The 19,200-nt window shown below is 71.5% G+C and carries 17 protein-coding genes; 10 read left to right on the top strand and 7 right to left on the bottom strand.

Annotated elements, in window-relative coordinates:
• The first annotated feature begins 132 nt into the window (after positions 1-132).
• A complete protein-coding gene (locus tag CRM89_RS14930; RefSeq protein WP_011210822.1) occupies positions 133-1,101 on the top strand; it encodes a class I SAM-dependent methyltransferase in 969 nt (322 codons plus the stop codon).
• Positions 1,102-2,292, top strand: coding sequence for an SAM-dependent methyltransferase (locus CRM89_RS14925; RefSeq protein WP_098084462.1), 1,191 nt, complete (start codon positions 1,102-1,104; stop codon positions 2,290-2,292).
• Here the strand turns inward: CRM89_RS14925 and CRM89_RS14920 are convergent.
• The 3 genes from CRM89_RS14920 to CRM89_RS14910 all read right to left on the bottom strand — a co-directional run bounded on the left by CRM89_RS14920 (position 2,289) and on the right by CRM89_RS14910 (position 5,062).
• Positions 2,289-2,807, bottom strand: a complete 519-nt coding sequence (locus CRM89_RS14920) for a DUF1697 domain-containing protein (RefSeq protein ID WP_256385964.1) — start codon at positions 2,805-2,807, stop codon at positions 2,289-2,291. The genes CRM89_RS14925 and CRM89_RS14920 overlap by 4 nt on opposite strands.
• Positions 2,808-2,863: 56 nt before the next feature.
• Positions 2,864-3,613: an acyltransferase gene (locus tag CRM89_RS14915; RefSeq protein WP_011210819.1), complete on the bottom strand. Its 750-nt coding sequence runs from the start codon at positions 3,611-3,613 to the stop codon at positions 2,864-2,866.
• 102 nt (positions 3,614-3,715) lie between these two features.
• The gene (locus tag CRM89_RS14910) at positions 3,716-5,062 is read right to left on the bottom strand and encodes a lipase family protein (protein ID WP_172964512.1); all 1,347 of its coding nucleotides are present in this window, start codon (positions 5,060-5,062) and stop codon (positions 3,716-3,718) included.
• A 332-nt stretch (positions 5,063-5,394) separates the two neighbouring features.
• On the opposite strand from CRM89_RS14910, the gene CRM89_RS14905 reads away from it, so the two are divergent.
• Complete coding sequence (locus CRM89_RS14905; RefSeq protein ID WP_267499173.1) at positions 5,395-6,717, top strand: PQQ-binding-like beta-propeller repeat protein; 1,323 nt, start codon at positions 5,395-5,397, stop codon at positions 6,715-6,717.
• An 8-nt stretch (positions 6,718-6,725) separates the two neighbouring features.
• On the opposite strand, the gene CRM89_RS14900 is transcribed toward CRM89_RS14905, so the two are convergent.
• From CRM89_RS14900 to CRM89_RS14890, 3 genes are read right to left on the bottom strand one after another with little or no spacing between them, the layout of a single operon-like run.
• Positions 6,726-7,988: a glycosyltransferase family 4 protein gene (locus CRM89_RS14900; RefSeq protein WP_011210816.1), complete on the bottom strand. Its 1,263-nt coding sequence runs from the start codon at positions 7,986-7,988 to the stop codon at positions 6,726-6,728.
• Positions 7,985-9,595, bottom strand: coding sequence for a glycoside hydrolase family 57 protein (locus CRM89_RS14895; protein WP_098084459.1), 1,611 nt, complete (start codon positions 9,593-9,595; stop codon positions 7,985-7,987). Before CRM89_RS14895 ends, CRM89_RS14900 begins: the two co-directional genes overlap by 4 nt.
• A complete protein-coding gene (locus CRM89_RS14890; RefSeq protein ID WP_098086998.1) occupies positions 9,592-10,359 on the bottom strand; it encodes a bifunctional 2-polyprenyl-6-hydroxyphenol methylase/3-demethylubiquinol 3-O-methyltransferase UbiG in 768 nt (255 codons plus the stop codon). The genes CRM89_RS14895 and CRM89_RS14890 overlap by 4 nt, the downstream gene beginning before the upstream one ends.
• 237 nt (positions 10,360-10,596) lie before the next feature.
• Here CRM89_RS14890 and CRM89_RS14885 point away from each other — a divergent pair, with 237 nt between their 5' ends.
• A complete protein-coding gene (locus tag CRM89_RS14885; RefSeq protein WP_011210813.1) occupies positions 10,597-11,382 on the top strand; it encodes an electron transfer flavoprotein subunit beta/FixA family protein in 786 nt (261 codons plus the stop codon).
• Positions 11,383-11,424: 42 nt separating this feature from the next.
• Positions 11,425-12,381 carry an electron transfer flavoprotein subunit alpha/FixB family protein gene (locus CRM89_RS14880; protein ID WP_011210812.1) on the top strand — a complete coding sequence of 319 codons (957 nt, stop codon included), beginning with the start codon at positions 11,425-11,427 and terminating at the stop codon, positions 12,379-12,381.
• 57 nt (positions 12,382-12,438) lie between these two features.
• Here CRM89_RS14880 and CRM89_RS14875 read toward each other — a convergent pair whose 3' ends face one another.
• Complete coding sequence (locus tag CRM89_RS14875) at positions 12,439-13,296, bottom strand: LysR family transcriptional regulator (RefSeq protein WP_041561269.1); 858 nt, start codon at positions 13,294-13,296, stop codon at positions 12,439-12,441.
• Positions 13,297-13,407: 111 nt separating this feature from the next.
• Between CRM89_RS14875 and CRM89_RS14870 the strand changes: the two genes are divergently transcribed.
• The 5 genes from CRM89_RS14870 (at position 13,408) to mnmA (ending at position 19,154) form a co-directional block, all read left to right on the top strand.
• Positions 13,408-14,712 carry an NAD(P)/FAD-dependent oxidoreductase gene (locus CRM89_RS14870; protein ID WP_011210810.1) on the top strand — a complete coding sequence of 435 codons (1,305 nt, stop codon included), beginning with the start codon at positions 13,408-13,410 and terminating at the stop codon, positions 14,710-14,712.
• A 113-nt stretch (positions 14,713-14,825) separates the two neighbouring features.
• Positions 14,826-15,647 carry a GNAT family N-acetyltransferase gene (locus CRM89_RS14865; protein ID WP_060595186.1) on the top strand — a complete coding sequence of 274 codons (822 nt, stop codon included), beginning with the start codon at positions 14,826-14,828 and terminating at the stop codon, positions 15,645-15,647.
• Entirely contained in the window at positions 15,644-16,597 is a 954-nt protein-coding gene (locus CRM89_RS14860) for a lysophospholipid acyltransferase family protein (protein WP_371391992.1), read from the top strand. Before CRM89_RS14865 ends, CRM89_RS14860 begins: the two co-directional genes overlap by 4 nt.
• 212 nt (positions 16,598-16,809) lie before the next feature.
• The gene (locus CRM89_RS14855) at positions 16,810-18,039 is read left to right on the top strand and encodes a cysteine desulfurase family protein (RefSeq protein ID WP_098084456.1); all 1,230 of its coding nucleotides are present in this window, start codon (positions 16,810-16,812) and stop codon (positions 18,037-18,039) included.
• Positions 18,039-19,154, top strand: a complete 1,116-nt coding sequence (gene mnmA / locus CRM89_RS14850) for a tRNA 2-thiouridine(34) synthase MnmA (RefSeq protein ID WP_098084454.1) — start codon at positions 18,039-18,041, stop codon at positions 19,152-19,154. The genes CRM89_RS14855 and mnmA overlap by 1 nt, the downstream gene beginning before the upstream one ends.
• The last annotated feature ends 46 nt before the right edge of the window (positions 19,155-19,200 follow it).

Genomic DNA, 19,200 nt, shown 5'->3' with positions numbered 1-19,200 from the left:
CGGCTCGGGCGGGGTGTGCGGCACGATTGCGCTGATAGGAACAGGTTCTAGTTCCGGCGGCTCTCGGTCACCTGTCCGAATGACCGGCCCGCGCACCGTACCGCCGGGTAGATCTGGGTAGGCTTGGCGACCATGACGGTACGTCCCTCCGACCCCGCGCCGAACCCCCACGCCACCGAGGCGGAGGTGGAAGCGGCGTTCAAGGATACGAAGCTGGCCCAGGTGCTCTACCACGACTGGGAGGCCGAGACCTACGACGACAAGTGGTCCATCTCCTACGACGAGCGCTGCATCGAGTACGCCCGCGGTCGGTTCGACGCCGCGGTCGGGCCGGCTCCGCTGCCCTACGAGCGCGCGCTCGAACTGGGTTGCGGCACCGGCTTCTTCCTGCTGAACCTCATGCAGGGCGGGGTCGCCAAGTCCGGTTCGGTCACCGACCTGTCGCCGGGCATGGTGAAGGTGGCGCTGCGCAACGCCGAGAACCTCGGACTCGACGTGGACGGCCGTGTCGCCGACGCCGAGACCATCCCGTACGACGACGACACCTTCGACCTGGTGGTCGGGCACGCGGTGCTGCACCACATCCCCGATGTGGAGCAGGCGCTGCGCGAATGCCTGCGGGTGCTCAAGCCGGGCGGCCGCTTCGTCTTCGCCGGTGAGCCGACCACTGTCGGCAACTTCTACGCCCGCTGGCTCGGCCGCATCACCTGGAAGGCCACCACCACCGTCACCAAGCTGCCCGCCCTGGCCGGGTGGCGGCGTCCGCAGGAGGAACTGGACGAGTCCTCCCGCGCGGCCGCCCTCGAGGCCGTCGTCGACCTGCACACCTTCGATCCCGCCGACCTCGAGGCCATGGCCCGGTCGGCGGGCGCCACCCAGGTGAAGGCGACCACCGAGGAGTTCGCGGCCGCGCTGTGGGGCTGGCCGGTGCGCACCTTCGAAGCCGCGGTGCCCGAGGAGAAGCTGACCTGGCGCTACCGGATGGCGATGTACCGGGCGTGGCTCGGCCTGAGCTGGGTGGACGAGAAGGTGATGCGCCACGTGGTGCCGCGCCAGTTCTTCTACAACGCCATGATCACGGGCGTGAAGCCCGCGAAGTAGGTGGGCTACGGCTTCGGCCGCGCCGACGTCGCGTTCCTCGCGAGTGCGGCGGGTCGCGCCGCGCTCGCGGAGGTCGCGGGGCTGGAGTTGAGTGCCGCCTCGCACCTGCACGACCTGGAGCGGGTTCGCCGCGCGCACGGCGCGGCGGCGCCCGCCCTGATCGAAACCGTGCGGTTGCGCCGGAAGGCGGCCGCCAAACTGGCCGATGCCGCCGACTGGTTGCTCACCGACGACGCCGTGCAACAGGCCACCCCGACCGCGGTCGCCCGGCACCGCGCCCGGCGGCTGGCCGGGCGCGCCGTGCACGACGTCACCTGTTCGATCGGCGCGGAGCTCGCCGAGCTGGCCCCGGCGTGCCCGGCGGTGATCGGCAGCGACCTCGACGAGGTGCGGCTGGCGATGGCGGCCCACAACCTCGGCGGGGCCGCCAACGTTCTGCTGGCCCGCGCCGACGCGCTCGCGCCCGTCACCCGCGACACGGTGGTCGTCGCCGATCCGGCCCGCCGCGCGGGCGGCAGACGCACGCACGACCCGGCCGCCCTGCAACCGCCGCTGCCGGACCTGCTGTCGGTGTACGCGGGCCGCGACCTGGCCGTGAAGTGTGCTCCCGGATTGGATTTCGCGCGCCTGGACTGGGCGGGCGAGGTCGAGGTGGTCTCCCTCGACGGCGCGGTCCGCGAAGCCTGTCTCTGGTCACCCGGTCTCGCCGAGCCCGGCGTGCGCCGCCGCGCCACGGTGCTGTCCTCCACCGGCCCCGGCATCACCCTCACCGACACCGAGCCCGACGACATCCCGCAGCGCCCGCCCGGCACCTGGATCATCGACCCCGACGGCGCGATCGTGCGCGCCGGGCTGGTTCGCCACTACGCCGCGAAACATGGCCTGTGGCAACTGGACCCGCAGATCGCCTACCTCACCGGTGACCGGGTGCCACCCGGGGTCCGCGGCTTCCGCATCGACGACCGCCTCGACCTGCGCGAGAAGACCCTGCGCCGGGAACTCACCCGCCGCGACTGCGGCGCCCTGGAAATCCTCGTCCGCGGCGTCGACATCGACCCCGACGCCCTCCGCAAACGCCTCAAACTCCGCGGCACCCGGCCCTACACCCTCGTCCTCACCCGCATCGGCCGCACCGCAACCGCCTTCCTCTGCACCGCGCAGGCGCCGGCGGACCAGCACTCCCTCCGCTAGGACTCCATCTTCTTGACCACCTTCTGGACCGTGAGCCAGGTGCGGGTGGTGATGTCCTTGCCGTAGGTCTTGTCCAGCCAGGCCATGAAGTCGGGGGTCTTCGGGGTGCTGTTGTCGATGACGGTGAGCAGGGCCCGGGTGGGCTCGTCGTAGCCGACGACACGGGTGAGCGGGTCGGCGGGTGCCGCGGGCTCGGGATCGTCGATGGGCCGTTTGAAGAAGGTGACGGTGAGGTAGGAGCCGCGTTCGTGGACCAGGCCCTCGAACGGGTCGCGGTCGAGCAGGTCGCGCAGTTCGTCGTAGTCGCGCACCAGCGTGCCGCCCGCGATGCCCAGTTCGGCGTTGAGCGCGCCCTGGATGCGGTCCTCGAGCTCGGCGGTGTCGGTGGGCTCGGTGCGGAAGACGAGATTGCCGCTGGAGAGCACGGTGGCGACCTTCTCGAAACCGAGGCCCTCGAACACGCCGCGCAGCTTGTCGTTGCGCATGTTGGGGTTGCTCGGCATGATCCCGCGCAGCAGCGCCGCTTACCTGTGCATGGGCCGAACCCTAGTTCACCAGGCCGACGGATTCGTCAGGATTGCGTGCTCACACCGTTCTTCTTGCGTTCGATGTCCTCGAGCGCGGCCAGGTACTTCGCCCGCTCCTCGGCGCCCGCCTCCCAGGTGGCCTTGCGGTTCTTCACCACTTTGGCAGGGGCGCCGACGGCGATGCTGTAGTCGGGGATCTCGCCCTTGACCACCGCGTGCGCGCCCAGCACGCACCCGCGCCCGACCCTGGTCTCGCGCAGCACCGTCACCTTGGCGGCGATCCAGGTGTCCGGGCCGATGCGCACCGGGCTCTTGACGATGCCCTGGTCCTTGATCGGCAGGGTGATGTCGTCCATCTTGTGGTCGAAGTCGCAGATGTAGCACCAGTCCGCGACCAGGGTGGACTCGCCGATCTCGATGTCGAGGTAGGTGTTGACGACGTTGTCCTTGCCGAAGACCACCTTGTCGCCGATGCGCAGCGAGCCCTCGTGGCAGCGGATGGCATTGCCGTCGCCGATGTGCACCCAGCGGCCGATCTCCATGCGGCCCAGCTCGGGGGTCGCGTGGATCTCGACGCCCTTGCCCAGGAAGACCATGCCGCGCAACACGATGTGCGGGTTGGCGAGCTTGAACTTGAACAGACGGTAGTACCGCACCAGGTACCACGGCGTGTACGCGCGGTTGGCGATGACCCAGCGCAGCGACGCCATGGTCAGAAACCGCGCCTGCTGCGGATCCCGGCGCCGCGACCCGCGCCAGCGCGAGCGCAACGGTGCGCCCCACATGCTCGTCACGAACCTTCTCCCGTCGTGTTCCCGGACCCCGTCGCGGGGGCCGTCTCGTTTGGATGAACAGCGTACTTTCGCGCCGTCACCCGTCGGGGACGACCCTGGGGATCAGGCTCCGTCGATGGCGCAACCGGCGACGGGTTTGCCGGCGAGCCGGTCGAGCAGGTAGGTGACGGCGTTGTCCGGACCGAAGGCGTCGATCATCTCCGGGCCGAAATGGTTGGGGATGGTCGCGCCGGGCAGGATCGGCGGCAGCTCGTTGGTGCGGAAGGTGACCGTCGCGCCCTGCGCGCACCAGCTCTCGGCGAGCGCGCGGGCCTGCCCGTAGGGGACGGTGTCGTCGTTGCGGCCGCTGGTGATGAACACCGGGCCGGCCGGGGTGAGCGTGCCGACGCGTTGTTCGGCGAGCGCGGGTGCGGCCTCGGGGATGTCGGCCAGGTGTTCGGTGAGCGAGCGGCCGTCGACGGTCAGGCTGTTCGTGCGCAGGAACGGATGCCGGGTGATGACGTCGGCGATGCAGGCGTTGCTAAGTGTCTCGAGCATCGCGCGGCCCTCGGCGCTGGTCACCCGGTCCAGGGCCTGGTACAGGGCGGGATAGCGGGCCAGCAGGGCGTTGACGGCGAAGCCGATGGCCCCGCCGATGAGTGCGCCGTCGATGGTCTTCAGGATCTCGGCGAGGTCGGCGACCGGTCCGCCCGCCCAGGTGCCCTTCAGGTTCAATTCCGGCGCGTACCGCGGTGCCAGCTCGGCCGCGGCCGCGGTGGCGCCGCCGCCCTGCGAGTACCCCCACAGCACCACGGGCGTCTCCGGGCCGACACCGGCCAGCGTGTTGGCCGCGCGCACGGCGTCGAGGACGGCGTGCGCCTCCTCGATCCGGTTGGCGTAGGTGTGGACGCCCGGGGTGCCGAGGCCGATGTAGTCGGTCACCAGCACGCGCGCGCCGAGCCTGCTCCACACGGCCGAGGACGGCAGTTCCTGGTTGGCCGAGATGCCGAGGGCGGGTTCGGTGAACGCCGCGACCCCGGTGGCGAAGGCACGCGACATCGCGCACTGGTCGCCCTGCCCGGAGGTGCCGGGCGCGATGACGACCGTCGGGCGCGGACCCGCGCCGAGCCACGGACCCGCGGCATCGATGAAGGTGCCGGTGACGACCGCCGGGGTGCCGTCCTGCAATCGGCTGGTGTACATCACCAGATCGGCGGCGGCGGGCCAGCCCTGTTCACTGGGCAGCGACGCGTACAGCGGCATCGGCTGCGTCTTGACGATGGCGCCGGGCTCGGTGGGGAATTGCGCGGGCGGGGTGTAGAAGTCGGTCACCGGCGCCGCGACCGCGGGCGCGGGCTCCGGTCCCGCCACCGTCGCCGTGGCGGCGCAGACGCCTGCCACCGCCGCGGCGATCGCGCGCCCCACCCACCGTCGCGCTCCCGCCCGAGAACGCCGCTGTTGCCGTGCCATTCGATACCTCTCCCGCCCGCCCGGCGCCGTCGCCGGGTGTCCCGCACCGCGCCGGTGACCCGGGTATGAACCCGATCACACGGCAACTTACCGCACAGTAACACACGCGCGGGCAAAGCGAACCCGCGCGGTTTCACATTGGTCGGGGGAGGCGAGCGCTCGCGCCGGCGCTCGGCCACCTGCCGGGACCGCCGGGCGAACACGCCGTGCGGCGGGCGTGGCCGGGCCCGGACCCGCTAGTCTTGCGTGCGGCCGTCGACCAGAGGGGAGATCAGCAGGTGCGAACCGGTTGCGCGCGGGCCGAGTCCACGCGGGATGTGCCCCCGCCGGATGTGCCGAAGCCGGATGTGCCGAAGCGCGGGCGATCACGCGTCCGGACCGCGGCGGCGCTGGTCGTCCTCGGCGCGATGGCCGCCGGGTGCGGCACCGACGTCGACGACATCACGGTCGGCTCCGGGGCGGGCTGGCCGGCGGTCCACCACGACGGCCGCAACGCCGCCACGAGCCCGGTGACCGGCGCCGAACGGATGACGTTGCGCTGGTCGCGTCCGGCGGGCGGCCCCATCGCCCACCCCGTCACCATCGGCCCGGACAGCCAGATCTTCCTGACCACCCGCACCGCCAGCGGCTGCGCCATCCTGTCGTTGCAGATGCCCACCGGCCGCAAGCGCTTCTGCGATCGCCTCGGCCCCAACACCATCTCCTCGCCGACCGCCGTCGACGGTGGCACCAACGTCTATTTCGGCGACGACGGGGCGGTGAACTCCTACAACCTGCTCGGCCAGCCGCGCTGGCGCACCCCGGTCGCGGGCGTGCCGGTGTCGGTGCAGTTCACCGGCGACGGACACGTGCTCACCATCACCCAGTCCGGCCAGGTCGACGTGCTCGAACGGCAGACCGGCAAGCGGGTGGTGCCCACCACCCAGTTGCTGGGCGAACCGGACTTCCTCGAGCATCCCGACCTCACCCGCCCGGCCTCCGGAAACGGCCTCGAGGACTGCGCCACCGGTGGGCCGCAGTGCCCGATCGCCACGGTCTCCGCGATCGACGAGTCCTCCGGGCGCTTCTTCGTCACCGTGTGGCAGCCGGGCGAGCCCGCCGCCGACCTGGTCGCGATGCGCTACGCCGACCAGCGTCTCCATCGGGAGTGGAGCGCCCAGCTGCTCACCGGCGGCAGCGCCACCAGTCCGGCGCTCTCGGCCGACGGCGGCACCGTCTACGTCGGCGACAACAGCGGCCGGTTGTTGGCGCTCGACACCGCCGACGGGCGCACCAAGTGGGTCCATCAGCTCGCGTTCACCCCGGCCGGGGCGATCTCGGTCGCCGCCGACGGGCTGATCGTGCCCGCCGGTGACGAGGGCTATCTGATGGCGTTGCGCGACACCGGAGACGGCGTCGAAACCGCCTGGGAGCGTAAGGATCTGGCGCTGCGCGGGCTCCCGGTGCAGACCGCGGGCGGGATCGGCTACACCACCGCCGCGATCGGCGCGGGCCTGAACCTGGTCACCTTCGACACCGCCACCGGCGCCACCATCGATTCCGATGTGCTGCCCGGCGCGCAGGGCAGCACCACCGGCACCTCGGTCGGCCCGAAGGGCGAGGTCGTGGTGGCGACCAGGATCGGCGAGGTGTTCGCCTTCGAGCCGGAGGACTGAACCGGCGGTCACACCGGGTTGTTCGGATCCCGTTCCGGCAGCGGCCGTTCCACGATGACCGGGCGGCCCAGCGGATTGCGCACCCGCCGCTTGGCCGAGGAGTACACCTGCGCGGTCTCGGCGGCCACCACGTCCCAGGCGAAGTCGGCGGTGAGGCGTTCGCGGGCGGCGTAGGCGCGCTGTTGCGCGGCGGCGGGGTCGTCGAGGGTGGCGCGCACCGCCTCCACCAGCCCGTCCACGTCGGCCGGTTCGAACGAGGCCCCGGTGACACCGTCGATCACGGCCTCGCCGAGCCCGCCCGCGGTCGAGGTGACCAGCGGGGTGCCCGCCGCGGCCGCTTCGAGCGCCACGATGCCGAACGGCTCGTAGCGGCTGGGCAGCACGATCGCGTCCGCGCCGTGCAGCCAGCCGAGCAGTTCCGCGTGGCCGAGCTGCCCGGTGAAGGTCACCGCCCGTGCCACCCGGTGCACGCGGGCGCGTTCGCGCAGCCATTCGAACTGGGTGCCGACCCCGGCGACGGTGAGCGTGGTACCCGGGTGCGCGCGCCGGATGCGCGGCAGCGCGGCGATGGCGTCCTGCACGCCCTTCTCGTATTCGAGCCTGCCGACGTAGAGCAGCCGCGGCGGGCCGGTGCGCGGCGCGCGCGGCCGGAAGGTCCAGGCGCCCACGTCGATGCCGTTGCGGATCACCGTGATCGGCACGCGCTCGGGCCCGTAGAGCCGTTCCACCTCGTCCTGCATCGACGACGAGCAGGTGATGAGGGCGTCGGATTCGTTGGCCAGCCACCACTCCACCGAGTGCACCTGCTTGTTGACCCGGCCGGCCACCCAGCCGCTGTGCCTGCCCGCCTCGGTGGCGTGGATGGTGGAGACCAGTGGCACGTCGTAGTACTCGGCCAGCGCGATCGCCGGGTGCGCGACCAGCCAGTCGTGCGCGTGCACCACGTCGGGCGTCCAGCCCTCACCGATGCCGGGCTTGCCGAGACCGACACCCGCGCGCACCATGGCGTGCCCCATCGCCAGGGTCCAGGCCAGCATGTCCTCGCCGAAGTCGAAGCACGGCGGGTCCTCGGCGACGGCGACCACGAGCACGCCGTCCTCGATGAACGAGTGCGTCGGGTGGGTGGTGGGGTCGGTGCCGGTGGGTCTGCGCGAGAGCACGACCACCTCGTGTCCGGCCGCGGCCAGCTCGACCGCCAGGTGGTGCACATGCCTGCCGAGCCCGCCGACCACCACCGGTGGGTACTCCCACGACACCATCAAGATCTTCATGCAAGTCCTTCTGAGGCTGGGCCCGGCGTCCCGGCGGCGGGTGGACGGGGCGCGTCAGCGCTGGGCACGGGCGGCGCGTCGGCGTCGGGCAGCCGTCGCGCATCCACTCCGGGGAAGAATCCGTCGGCCGCGCTCCATCTTGCCGCCAACTGGCGCGCTTTGGCGACCTGACCCGCCCCCACCGCGGCCGCGATCTCGCGGACGGCATGCGCGTGCTGGTGGGCCCGGTCGCGCGCGTAGCCCGCCGCGGAGTCCTTGCTGACCATGAACGCCCAGTCGCTCGAGACGGTCAGGATCGCCTCGCGCAGCAGCTGATCGGCCACCGGGTCGCGCAGTGCCGGGGCGCCCGGGTCGGCCGCGCGCATCTTGTCGACGGTGTCCAGGGCCAGCCCGACGACCTCGTCGTTGAGCTCGACCAGATCGCGCACCTGATCACCGGCCCACACCCGCCAGTCCTTGCCCGAGCCCCACGAGGAATCGGCCAGCGGCACCGGTTCGCCGACGAAACCGCGGGCCCGCGCGTCGGCGAGGGTGCCGACGGTGACCCCGGCCTCGGGCAGCGCCCGCAGCACCTGCGCCAGCCACTGCGGTCCCTCGTGCCACCAGTGGCCGAAGAGTTCGGTGTCGAACGCGGCCACCACCAGCGCGGGACGGCCGATGCGGTCGGACTCCGCGATCAGCCGCGCCCGCACCGTCCGCACGAAGTCCTCGACGTCACCGGCGACCGCCGCGGCCGCCAGCTCGGGATCGTAGGGGGCCTTGTCGGGCCCGGCGACGGTCTTGCCGGTGACCCGGGACGGCTTGAGACCCGTCGCGTGGTCGTAGTGATGAAAATCACGGTAGGCGGCGTGGCCGGGATAGCCGGATTTGGGCGACCACACCCGGTAGCTGACGTGCAGATCGCGCCCGAACGCCACCACATCCGAGTCGTGCACGGGCCTGCCGAGGCTGCTGTCGCCGCGCAGCGCGGGTCCGTCGACCATGAAATGCGTCACGCCCGCCGCGGCGTAGCCGCGTTCCATACCGGGGGTGTATCCGCATTCGGGCGCCCAGATGCCGGTGGGCCGGGTGCCCCAGCGGTGCCGGGCGTCGGCCAGTCCCTCGCTCAGCTGGAAGGCGCGCAGCCGCGGATGCAGCAGCGGCTGGAACGGGTGCGCCAGCGGGCCGCCGAGCAGCTCGACCACCTCGGCGTCGACCAGGCTGCGCCACACCGGGGCCGCGCCGTGGCGCCAGTGCTGTTCGAATTCGGCCAGGGCCGCGGTGGCCAGTCGGTGCTCGTGCCGCCCCAGCGCGACGTTGCCCGCCGCCGACGCCTCGTCGGCGCGCAGCTGCCAGTTGCCCAGCCAGTGGTGCATGCCGGCCAGGCAGTGCGGATCGTCGAGCTGGGCCGCGAGTACCGGGGTGATCCCGAGCGTCAGCAGGTGCGAACGGCCTTCCGCGGCAAGCGTTCTCAGTACCTCGACCACGGGAAGATAGGAGGCGGCCCAGGACTGGTAGAGCCATTCCTCGCCCACCGGCCAGCGTCCGTGGTGGGCCAACCACGGCAGGTGGGAATGCAGGACCAGCGTGAACTGGCCCGGAACCTGTTGCGACGACACGGAATTCACGACCCCGGCTTCACCGCGACGGCCACCAGGTCGAGGCTGGCGTCGATGTCATCGGCGCGCAGATCGAAGTCGTCGATCGTCACCGCGGCCACGTCGGCGGTCAGCTCGGCGGGCCACGGTTGCCCGGCCAGCGCCCGCTGGATCTGCGCGTCGATGAACGAGCCACCGTGCTTGGCGTCGAGGGCGCGCAGCGTCACGCCGTGGTGCACCCCGGTCATCGATTCGACCCGGAAACCGGCCTCCACCAGCAGCTCGTCCAGTTCGGCCGCGTTCAGCTCCCGGGTGTGGAAGGGGTTGAGCGGGGTGTCGCGGCCGGGGGAGAAGGTGATCCGGTTGGGCGTGCTGATCAGCAGCTCACCGCCGGGACGCAGCACCCGCAGGCACTCGCGCAGGAACTGGCTCTGGTCCCAGAGATGTTCGATCACTTGGAAATTCACCACCACGTCGACCGCGGCGTCCGGCAGCGGCAGGGCGGCGAGGTTGCCCCGGATCATCCGCACCCGCGGGTAGCGTCCGCGCACGTGCGCGGCGGCGCTCGCGTCGTAGTCCAGCCCGACCACCGCCGCGGCGACCCCGGCGATCATGTCCGCGCCGTAGCCCTCGCCGGAACCGGCCTCCAGCACGGTCTTTCCGGCGCAGCGCGACAGCAGCCGCGCGTAGACGACCTCGTGCCTGCGGAACCAGTAGTTCTCCTCGGCGATGCCGGGCACGGTGCGCTCTCCGGTGAGCGGCAGCGTCTGCTCGCCGCCGGTGTCCGCAGTCATGACCTCGTCGTCGCCCACTGCGGCAGGGATCACAGCCTCGCTCATCCCGTCGACGTTACTGGTAGGGGTGCGTCCCGGCGTCGCCCGGAGGGGCTTTCGCGAGACGGCGTAGACTAAGTTACCCACGAGTAACTTAACGTAAGGTAATGTCACCGACCGAGCTACTCAATGGACGTACGGCCCAGCTCGTGCGACCGCCAGATACCCGCCCCCAGAACAGGAGGTCGACGAAGACCGATGCCGAACATCGTCGTACTCATCAAGCAGGTTCCCGACACGTGGTCCGAGCGCAAGCTGTCCGACGGGGACTTCACCCTGGACCGCGAGGCCGCCGACGCGGTGCTGGACGAGATCAACGAGCGCGCCGTCGAGGAAGCGCTGCTGATCAAGGAGGCACAGGGCGGTGAGGTGACCGTGCTGTCGGCCGGTCCCGACCGTGCCACCGAGGCCATCCGCAAGGCGCTGTCCATGGGCGCCGACAAGGCCATCCACATCAACGACCCGGCCATCCACGGCTCCGACGCGGTGCAGACCGCGTGGGTGCTGGCCTCGGCGCTCGGCCAGGTCGAGGGCGTGGAGCTGGTCATCGCGGGCAACGAGGCCACCGACGGCCGCGCGGGTGCCGTGCCGGCGATCATCGCCGAGTACCTGGGCCTGCCCCAGCTGACCCACCTGCGCAAGCTCACCGTCGACGGCGACAAGATCACCGGCGAGCGCGAGACCGACGAGGGCGTCTTCAAGCTGGAGGCGACCCTGCCCGCCATCGTCTCGGTCACCGAGAAGATCAACGAGCCGCGCTTCCCGTCCTTCAAGGGCATCATGGCCGCCAAGAAGAAGGAAGTGCAGGTCTTCACCCTCGCCGACCTCGGCGTCGATCCCTCCACCGTCGGTGTGGCCAACGCGGGCAGCACCGTCACCTCCTCGACCCCGAAGCCGCCGCGCACCGCAGGCGAGAAGGTCGTCGACGAAGGCGACGGCGGCACCAAGATCGCCCAGTACCTGGTCGGCCAGAAGATCATCTGATCCGCGCCACATCGGACTGAGACTTCCTAGGAGAGAACACAAATGGCTGAAGTACTCGTGCTCGTCGAGCACGCCGACGGTGCGATCAAGAAGGTCAGCACCGAACTGCTCACCGCCGCCCGCACCCTGGGCAGCCCGGCCGCCGTCGTGCTTGGCGCGCCCGGCACCGGCGACAAGCTCGCCGACGCGCTGACCGCCGCGGGCGCCGAGAAGATCTACATCGCCGAGTCCGACGATGTGGAGAACTACCTGGTGACCCCGAAGGTCGACGTGCTCGCCGGCCTCGTCGAGTCGGTCTCCCCGGCCGCCGTCATCGTGGCCGCCTCCGCCGAGGGCAAGGAGGTGTCGGGCCGCCTCGCCGCCCGCATCGGCTCCGGCCTGCTCGTCGACGTCATCGGCGTGAACGCCGACGGCTCGGCCGTGCACTCCATCTTCGGTGGCGCCTTCACCGTCGAGGCCAAGGCCAACGGCGACGTGCCGGTCATCTCGGTGCGCCCCGGCGCCATCGAGGCCGTCGCGCAGCAGGGCGCGGGCGAGAAGGTCACCGTCGAGGTGCCCGCGCAGGAGGAGGGCGTGGTCAAGGTGACCGCGCGCGAGCCCGTCGTCGCCGGTGACCGCCCCGAGCTCACCGAGGCGAACATCGTCGTCTCCGGTGGCCGCGGCGTCGGTTCCGCCGACAACTTCTCCGTGGTCGAGGAGCTGGCCGACTCGCTCGGCGCGGCCGTGGGCGCCTCCCGCGCCGCCGTCGACTCCGGCTACTACCCGGGTCAGTTCCAGGTCGGCCAGACCGGTAAGACGGTCTCCCCGCAGCTGTACATCGCGCTGGGCATCTCCGGCGCCATCCAGCACCGCGCGGGCATGCAGACCTCGAAGACCATCGTCGCGGTCAACAAGGACGAGGAAGCCCCGATCTTCGAGATCGCGGACTACGGCATCGTCGGCGACCTGTTCAACGTCGCCCCGCAGCTGACCGAGGCCATCAAGTCCCACAAGGGCTGAGCCTCCAGCGCTGTGCGCAATGCCCGGCCGGTTCCCCGGCCGGGCATTGTCGTTTCCTCAGGCCGTGTGCAGGGCGGAGAGGAGGGTGTCCAGGATGGGGGAGTGGCGGGCATCGGAGCGCAGCACGGCCGAGACGGGGACGCGCAGCGGGCGGTCGGCCAGCTCGACGGTGGCGATGCCCTCGGTGGGGCTGTGCGCGTAGAGGATGGTCCAGGCGTCGGGGTGGTTGATCAGCTCCATGGTGGCGGTGTGGTCGGGCGGGATCGGCGGGCCGTAGATGGGGCCGGTCGGCAGGTCGGCGAAGGCCGCGCGGACCACGTTGTGCAGCAGGACCTGCTCGGACTCCGGGGGGAGCAGCAGCGGGTAGTCGCCGAGTTCGCGCAAGGTCACGTCGGTGCGCCCGGCCAGCGGATGCTCCGGCGCGGTGGCGATCATGAGGTCCTCGACCCAGAGCTGTTCGACCGACAGACCCTGTTGCTGCACGCTGCCGCGGATCAGTGCCAGATCGCAGTCGCCGTCGGCCACGGCCGCGATGCGCTGGCGGAACGGCTTGATGACGAACTCGATCTCCGCGTCCGGATGCGCGGCCCTGGCCCGGGCGATGGCCGAGAGCGAGCGGGTCGCGAAGGACATGTTGGCGGTGAGCCGGATGCGCGGGCTGGTGGTGCGCACCGCCGCCCGGATCGCCGATTCCAGGCTGAGCATCTGCTTTGCCAGGGGTAGTAATCTTGTGCTCGCGTCGGTCGGGACCACCGAGCGGGTCGAGCGTTCGAACAGCTGTACCCCGAGGTCGTGTTCGAGCCGGGCGATCTGATGACTGATCGCCGATTGCGAGATGAAGCAGCGGGCCGCGGCCCTGCTGAAACTGAGCTCCTCGCACACCGCGACGAAGTACGTGAGCTGGCGAAGCTCCACCACGATCTCCATTCATGAGCGATCCAGATAATAGTCATCTGAATTATGCGCCCTGACCCCTGAAATATCCGAGTTCCCGATAACGGTTTGTCATGACAGAAGGAGGCTGTCATGGATAACGTCGCTGTGGTGGAAGCCACGGGAATCGAATACTCGGATGTCGTCATCGTCGGATCGGGCTTCGGCGGACTGGCCGCTGCCAAGCAGCTGGCCAAGTCGAACGTCGATTACGTCCTGATCTCGAGCACGCCGGAGCACCTGTTCCAGCCCTTGCTGTACCAGGTCGCCACGGGAGTGCTGGCCGCCGAGGAGATCGCCCCGCCCATCGCGAAGATCCTGCGCCGCCACGACACCGCCGACGTCCGCCAGGGCACCGTCGTCGCCATCGAACCCGACACCGCGGTGCTGACCTACCGCACCCCCGGCGGCGAGCTACGCCGCATCCGCTACGGCTCGCTGATCGCCGCGACCGGCGCCTCGCAGTCGTACTTCGGCCGCGACGACTTCGCCGAGAAGACCTATTCGCTCAAGACCATCGAGGACGCGAAACTGCTGCGCGCGCAGATCGAGCGCGTGTTCACCGAGGCCGCCACCGCCGACGAGGCGACCAGGCAGCGGCTGCTCAGCTTCGTGGTGGTCGGCGCGGGCGCGACCGGCGTCGAGGTCGCCGGGCAGCTCACCGAACTCGCCAAACGCCACTTCCACCAGGAGGTTTCGGTCACCCTGGTCGAAGGCGCCGGTGCCGTGCTGCCGCCGTTCGGCGGCGGGCTGTCGGAGTACGCGAAGAAGTCGCTCGCCAAGGGCGGCGTCGAGGTGCTGCTGGACACCTTCGTCACCGACATCGAGCCGGGCAAGGTGACCGTCAAGGACAAGGCGGGCGTGGAGCGCAAGATCGCCGCGGAGACCGTGGTGTGGTCGGCGGGCGTGCAGGCGGGCGGATTCGCCGAGATCCTCGCCGAGGCCACGGGCGTCGAAACCGACCGCGCCGGGCGGCTGTTGATCAATCCCGACCTGACCGTGGGCGGCTACGCCGACATCTACGCCATCGGCGACATGACCTCGCTCAACGGCTACCCGGGCCAGTCGCCGGTGGCGATGCAGGAGGGCAGGCACGCCGCCGACATCATCCGGCGCAAGAAGCAGCCCGGCACCCCGTTCGTGTACTGGGACAAGGGCAGCATGGCCGTCATCAGCCGGTTCAGCGCGGTGGCGAAACTCAACGAGCACATCACCTTCCGCGGGGTGATCGCCTGGTTCATGTGGCTGGCGGTGCACCTGTTCTACCTGGTCGGCTTCCGCAACCGGTTCGCCGCGGTGGCGTCGTGGCTGGTGGCGTTCATCGGCACCGGCAGGCCGGGATTCGACGAGGTGGACCGGACCGTCGAGGAACCCGGACGGGAACGCGTAGCGGCCTGATTCCGACGCCCCGGTGAACGTCCGGTGTGACCGGCGTCTCGTTCACCGAACCGGCATTCCGCCGACACTTCGAGGTCGCTCCGGCGCAGTCTGGGGCTGGCTTCATCACGGATATGACTATTTCGTCCGTGTTGACGGCCCCGGCTCGACCGACGGAATCCGGGGGGCAGCGGTACGCGTTGGTGGTCGCCTCCGACGCCGAGCACCGCGAGGCGGCGCAGCGCCTGCGCTACCGAGTGTTCGCCGACGAACCCGGCTTCCGGATCCCCGACACCGGCACCGGGCTCGACGCCGATCGGTTCGACGAGCACTGCGATCACCTGCTCGTCCGGGACGAGCGGACCGGGGCGTTCGTCGGCTGCTACCGGATGCTTCCGCCGGACAAGGCCGCCGGGGCGGGCGGGTACTACACGGCCACGGAATTCGACCTGACCCGGCTCGACCCGCACGGGCGCCGGATCGTGGAGATGGGCCGCGCCTGCGTGGTGCCCGAGCACCGCAACGGCTCGGTGCTCACCCTCATGTGGGCGGGCATCCTGCACTACATCCAGCTCACCGGCTACGACTGGGTGATGGGCTGCGTGTCGGTGCCCATGCAGAACAGCCCCACCGATCCCGCGGGTGTGAACGTGCGCGGCGTGCGGGACCTGCTGCTGAGCAAGCACGCCTGCGAGCCGCGGCACCGCGTCCGCCCGTACCACCCGGTGGTGGTCGACGGGCGCGGCCTCGACGACCTGACCCCGCCCGCCCGGCCCACGCTGCCGCCACTGCTGCGCGGCTACCTGCGCCTGGGCGCGCAGATCTGCGGTGAGCCCGCGCACGACCCGGATTTCGCGGTCGCCGACTTCGTCGCCCTGCTCGGGCTGGACACCATCAACACCCGCTACCTGGAACGCTTGCAGGGCGCCGCGACGGCCTTCGACGGGGGACGGTGAGGACCGTGGTGTTCGACGCGCCGTTGGCGAAGGACGCACACAGCTGGATGCCGTCGAGCCCGTGCGGGCCCGCCTGCATCGAGCGCACCGACGAGGTGAGCCCGGCCCGCGTGCTCGCCCGCACCGCGGGCATCGCCGGGCTGCTGGTCAGCTACCCGGTCGCCCACCTGGCCACGCCGCCCGCCCGCCGCGCCGCCGTGCAGCGGCGCTACGCCCGCGCCCTGCTCGGCTGTCTGGGGATGCGGCTGCGGGTGGTCGACAACCGCCGGCCCGATCCGGAGCACCCCGGCGGCCGCTACGCGTCGGCCGGCACCGGCGTGCTCGTCGTCGCCGGGCACGTCGGGTGGACCGATGTGGTCGCGCTGGCCGCGGTGCAGCCGCTGGGCTTCGTCGCGCGCGCCGACCTGATCGACTGGCCAGTCCTCGGCGGGCTCGCGCGGCTCATGCGCGTCGTGCCGATCGAGCGGGAACGACTGCGCGCGCTGCCGGCCACCGTGGCCCGGGTCGCCGAGCGGCTGGCGGCCGGGGAGCGGATCGCCGTGTTCCCGGAGGGCACCACCTGGTGCGGCCGCGCCTACGGCACCATGCGCCCGGCCTTTTTCCAGGCCGCGATCGACACCGGCACCTTCGTGCAGCCGGTGCGCCTGCGCTACCTGGACCGCCGCGGCGCGCAGTGCACCGTGCCGGGCTTCGTGGGCGAGGACTCCTTCCTGGCCTCGGCCAAGCGCGTGCTGCGCGCGGCGGGCACCACCGCCGAGATCGTGCTCGAGCCGCTCGAGTACCCGGGCCTGGACCGGCGCGACCTGGCGCGGCGGTGCGAGCGCGCGGTGCGCGGGGCGGACCTGTCCCGGCACGGGCTGGACGCCACGCAGTGGATCGAGGCGACCACCACCAGGGTCGCCGACCCGTCCCCGGCGCCCACATCCGACCCCACCCGGCTCCCGCACTGAGTCGCGCGCCCCGGTCACGGTGTGCGTGTGTGCCTTCTCGTGACAATCGCCGGGGTCCTGCTCGTCACCGCGCCTGGCATGCGCACCGGGCGTGCACCGGGCCGGGTCGCGCCGGTGTCCGGGCCGCCTCACCTGCGGGTGACCGGGATCGCGACCGCCGCCCGCTCGGCCGGGAATAAGCGCGCAGCGGCGGCGGCTATCCTTTGATGGTCATGAAGTCGGCTTATTCGGGTCCGGTCACCGGTGCTGCGCCCCAGACGGTCTACCTCGATCATGCGGCCACCACACCGATGCTGCCCGCCGCCATCGAGGCGATGACGGCTGCGATGGCCCGGCCCGGCAACGCCTCCTCGGTGCACGGCTCCGGCCGCGCCGCCCGTCGCATGCTGGAGGAGGCGCGCGAGTCGATCGCGGCGAATCTGGGCGCCCGGCCCTCGGAGGTCGTGTTCACCTCCGGTGGTACCGAGAGCGACAACCTCGCCGTCAAGGGCATCTACTGGGCCCGTCGTGACGCCGATCCGCGCCGCGTGCGCATCCTGACCAGCGCCGTCGAGCACCACGCCGTGATCGACGCGGTCGAATGGCTCGAGCAGCACGAGGACGCCCGGGTGACCTGGCTGCCGGTCGACGCGCAGGGCCTGGTCTCGCCGCGCACGCTGCGCGCCGCGCTCGACGAGCACGCCGACGAGGTCGCGCTGATCTCGATCATGTGGGCCAACAACGAGGTCGGCACCATCGAGCCGATCCACGAACTGGCCGCGGTGGCACAGGAATTCGGCATCCCGATGCACAGCGACGCCATCCAGGCCGCCGCTCAGCTGCCGATCGACTTCGGGGCGAGCGGGCTGGCGGCCGCCAGCTTCGCCGGCCACAAGGTCGGCGGCCCGCACGGCGTCGGCGTGCTGTTGCTCGGCAGGCAGGTGCCCTGCGTGCCGCTGTTGCACGGCGGCGGCCACGAGCGCGATCTGCGCTCGGGCACCTCCGATACGCCCGCCGCCGTGGGCTTGGCCGCGGCCCTGGACGTCACGGTCGCCGAACTGCCCGCCAAGACCGCCGAGCTGATCGCGTTGCGGGACGAGTTGATCGCCGGTGTGCTGGCCGCCGTACCCGATGCCGTGCTCAACGGCCCGGCGGGCCAGGGCCGGCTGCCCGGCAACGCGCACTTCACCTTCGCCGGCTGCGAGGGTGACTCACTGCTGATGCTGCTGGACGCGGCCGGGATCGAATGCTCGACAGGTTCGGCCTGCACCGCCGGGGTGGCCACACCCAGCCACGTGTTGATCGCGATGGGCGTGCAGCCGTGGGTGGCGCGCGGGTCGCTGCGTTTCTCGCTCGGCCACACCTCGACGCGCGCCGACGTGCGGGCCCTGCTCGAGGTGTTGCCCCAGGTGGTGGAGCGGGCCAGGGCGGCTGGTCTCGCCGGTGCGAAAGGTGGTGTGTGATGCGGGTTCTCGCGGCGATGAGCGGTGGCGTCGACTCGGCCGTCGCGGCGGCGCGCGCCGTCGACGCCGGACACGACGTGGTCGGCGTGCACCTGGCGCTCTCGGCGACCCCGGGCACCCTGCGCACCGGTTCGCGCGGCTGCTGCTCCAAGGAGGACGCCGGTGATGCCCGGCGCGCCGCCGACGTGCTCGGCATCCCCTTCTACGTCTGGGATTTCGCCGACCGCTTCAAGGAAGACGTGATCGACGACTTCGTGGCCGCCTACGCCGCGGGCGAGACCCCCAACCCGTGCCTGCGCTGCAACGAGAAGATCAAGTTCTCCGCGCTGGCCGACCGCGCCGTCGCGCTCGGCTTCGACGCCGTGGTCACCGGTCACTACGCGCGGCTGTCCGACGGTGTGCTGCGCCGGGCCGTGGACGCCGACAAGGACCAGTCCTACGTGCTGGCCGTGCTGACCGCCGAGCAGTTGGCGCGCGCGATGTTCCCGGTCGGTGACACCCCGAAGCCGCAGATCCGCGCCGAGGCTGCCGAGCGTGGTCTGGCCGTGGCGAGCAAGCCGGACAGTCACGACATCTGTTTCATTCCCTCCGGCGACACCCGCGCCTTCCTCGGCGCCCGGATCGGCATCCGGCCGGGCGCGGTGGTCGACGCCGACGGGCAGGTGCTCGCCGAGCACGAGGGCGTGCACGGTTTCACCATCGGCCAGCGCAAGGGGCTCGGCCTGCCCGGTCCCGCGGCGGACGGCAAGCCGCGCTACGTCACCGACATCGACCCGGCCTCGGGCACGGTGCGGGTGGGCTCCGCCGAGGATCTGCAGGTGCGGCAGGTACGGGCCGAGCGCGCGGTGTGGACCTCCGGGCGCACCCCGGAGGGGCCGATCGACTGCGTCGCCCAGGTGCGCGCGCACGGCGGCACCGCGCCCGCGACCGCCGAGGCGGTGGACGGCGGGCTGGTGGTGCGCCTGCACGAGCCGTTGACCGGGGTCGCGAAGGGGCAGGCGGTGGTGCTGTACCGTCCCGACCCGCTGGGCGACGAGGTGCTCGGCAGCGGGACGATCAGCGGCACCGCCCGCACGCACGCGCTGGACGGCGCGGCGGGCGCGTCCGCGCGATGACACCGCGCCGCGCCCGGGACTCGACATCGACGACGGGGTAGCACAG

Source organism: Nocardia sp. FDAARGOS_372, assembly GCF_002554515.1.
Taxonomy (GTDB): domain Bacteria; phylum Actinomycetota; class Actinomycetes; order Mycobacteriales; family Mycobacteriaceae; genus Nocardia; species Nocardia farcinica.
This window is presented reverse-complemented; position numbering and strand designations above follow the sequence as displayed.